The 2,339-nt window shown below is 45.4% G+C and carries 3 protein-coding genes; 1 reads left to right on the top strand and 2 read right to left on the bottom strand.

What is annotated here, in order from left to right; all coding sequences use genetic code 11:
* The first annotated feature begins 407 nt into the window (after window positions 1-407).
* The gene (locus tag IQ242_RS22720; RefSeq protein ID WP_228021165.1) at window positions 408-1,415 is read left to right on the top strand and encodes a hypothetical protein; all 1,008 of its coding nucleotides are present in this window, start codon (window positions 408-410) and stop codon (window positions 1,413-1,415) included.
* A 114-nt stretch (window positions 1,416-1,529) separates the two neighbouring features.
* Here the strand turns inward: IQ242_RS22720 and IQ242_RS22725 are convergent, their stop codons facing one another.
* Window positions 1,530-1,802, bottom strand: a complete 273-nt coding sequence (locus IQ242_RS22725) for a hypothetical protein (protein ID WP_193961509.1) — start codon at window positions 1,800-1,802, stop codon at window positions 1,530-1,532.
* 175 nt (window positions 1,803-1,977) lie between these two features.
* Window positions 1,978-2,339, bottom strand: a 362-nt coding sequence (locus IQ242_RS22730) for a hypothetical protein (protein ID WP_193961510.1), incomplete at its 5' end; no start/stop codon positions are given.

Consider the following 2,339-nt stretch of genomic DNA (forward strand, 5'->3'; position numbering starts at 1 on the left):
GGCTATGGCTTTAGAAANTTTCGGAATTTTTGGGTCAGAAGTATGTTATCTTGGCATCTTGTCTGTTGATTTAGCATAAAGGGTAACGAAGAGCCTAAATAGTTTCTCGAAGAAACCCGTTTTCTCTGTTGAGAATGTAGGATAAGGACAAGTCGAGAAGGCTGGCAATCAGCGTCGGGAAAATGTCACAGAAACCGCTTATGTTATTTAGCCATTCTTGGGGTGGTCGGGATGATTATCGGAATTGGTGGCGACCTATTTTTCGATTGTTTTTTTTAATTCTCGTCGCTAACATTCCGCGAGTTATAGCCGAACCTTTAGATAAATATTGCCTCTCACCAGTAGAGCGAAAACCCGAGATGAGATTAACATTATCCCCGAATAAAACAGCACGAGTAACAATCCCAATGCGGGGCCAATCGTTGGAGGTAGTCGTCTCCGGTGTCGATACCCTGCTACTGAAGCGGAGCGGTACTCCAACGCCTCTGGTATCGGTGAGGGCCCCGCAATACGATTACGGCCAGATTGACGCTCTGGTTTCGACGCGAGATGGTTGGCTCTGGATCGATGGGGGACAAATCGATTACATGGCTCGGCTCGATCTGAATGCTAACCCCCCTACCCTTGGTACACCGAAGGCACTTCCCGAACTCTACGAGCGACCCTGCTCGTTTTGGCATCGTTTCTGGGGTAATTGTCTCCTCGCTCAGGGAGTTTACAGCCAGGTGTTGGATCGCGTATTGATCACGGGTCATCGCGCTACATTTTGGGGACGATCATCCCTCACCACCTTCGAGATCATTGCTGGAAAAGCGAAAGAGATGGGGTTGATCGCACGGGGTGCTAGTCTCGTTTATCCCGTTTATGATGTCCCGCGATTACGAGGTATTTTGCTCAGAGGCATAAAAGATGAGTTGTTCTTTTACGATGGGATTACTATCACCACCATACTTTCAGGAGAAAGTGCGCGGAGTCGGAACGGTATAACTGGGTGGTACATCGACAGCACTCACTCTGGGAGAACTTTCGTAACTAACGCTGGTCGTTTCCGCGCTCCTTTTCTTAGGGAAATAAAAGCAGGTCCACTGACGATAGCGATCGCTGTTCCCAAGACACTCGCCGGAAGTTGGTTGAGTTTGTTTCAAAAAGTGGATAAGGAGCCGTTGTGGGGAATTACCCGTCAGTCCCTTTTTGTGGAAATACAAGGCGCTTTCAAACCGGTCGCTACCGTTCGAGAGGGAGCTTTTCTAGACGGACCTGCCGGTATCGAACAGTCGTCAGATGGCTCGATTACTTTCACCGTTAAGGACAAAACTACGGGTCGCTCTACCGATTACCGGCTCGCACGCTCCTCTGCGACAGGCCAGTGCGGGATTCGTTTAAAGGCCCGAAGACCGATATCGCTCACCCCGTAGTTTTTCCCAGGATAGACATTGCCCACCACCGTTAAATAAGAGTGTGAACTACTCTCGGTTTGTTTCTGGCATTTTTCTTGACCAAAAAACCTAAACCCTTTTCTAGCACAGCTTTCACTGATATTCAGCTAACCCTAAGTAAATCTCCTTAAGAGCGATCGCATAAGCACCATTCGCCGTCCCTAAAACCTCATCACTGAGTACCTCAATTGAGGGAAGTTGACTAAAATTTCGGCTTCGCCACTGCTGTCGTAATTCTGTCGCCTTAACCACATCATAACTTGTGCCAAAAGCCGTTTGCCAATTCGCCCAAAAACCATCAGATTGAGGAAAATCGAACAAAACATCGTAAACGGCAGGAAGAATCGGCAACAGGGTAGAAGTCATGACGCTGACCTAGAAAGATTACTGCGGCTATTTTATGCAAACAATCCCGAATATTTCAATATCCCTGTAACAAAAATTAACATTTATACAAGAAAACGGGTTTCTCAAAGGACAAGAAAACGGGTTTCTCAAAGAAAACGGGTTTCTCAAAGAGTTTCTCGAAGAAACCCGTTTTCTAGATATTGATTTTTGCCAAAGACTGCTTAAATTCGGCGAGAGAATTAGTAGTAGCTGCTAATTTAACAATCTCTTGTAATGTAGATAGTACCGAAACTTTATTCAGGTATTGTTCCACATCTAAAGGAACTTCACCTAAGCGAGCTTGCAAAACTGTTTTGACAAAATCACGAGCATTTTCTAACGCTCCAATTTCCTTGCCAATTTCCTTACCAATTTCCTTACCGCGTTCTATTCCTCGTAACTCCATATTACTTACTAAAGGCATGGTTCTTTCCTCCTCAAATTGTTTGATTTTACTCTCTAAACTTGACTGCAATTCAGGGGATAAAGTCATCATATTGTCGATGATTTCAAACA

Source organism: Microcystis sp. LEGE 08355 (assembly GCF_015207185.1).
GTDB lineage: Bacteria > Cyanobacteriota > Cyanobacteriia > Cyanobacteriales > Microcystaceae > Microcystis > Microcystis panniformis.

Coding starts and splice junctions, on each gene's coding strand:
- IQ242_RS22725 (WP_193961509.1), bottom strand. CDS start 1,802: ATGACTTCTACCCTGTTGCCGATTCTTCCTGCCGTTTACGATGTTTTG.
- IQ242_RS22720 (WP_228021165.1), top strand. CDS start 408: ATGCGGGGCCAATCGTTGGAGGTAGTCGTCTCCGGTGTCGATACCCTG.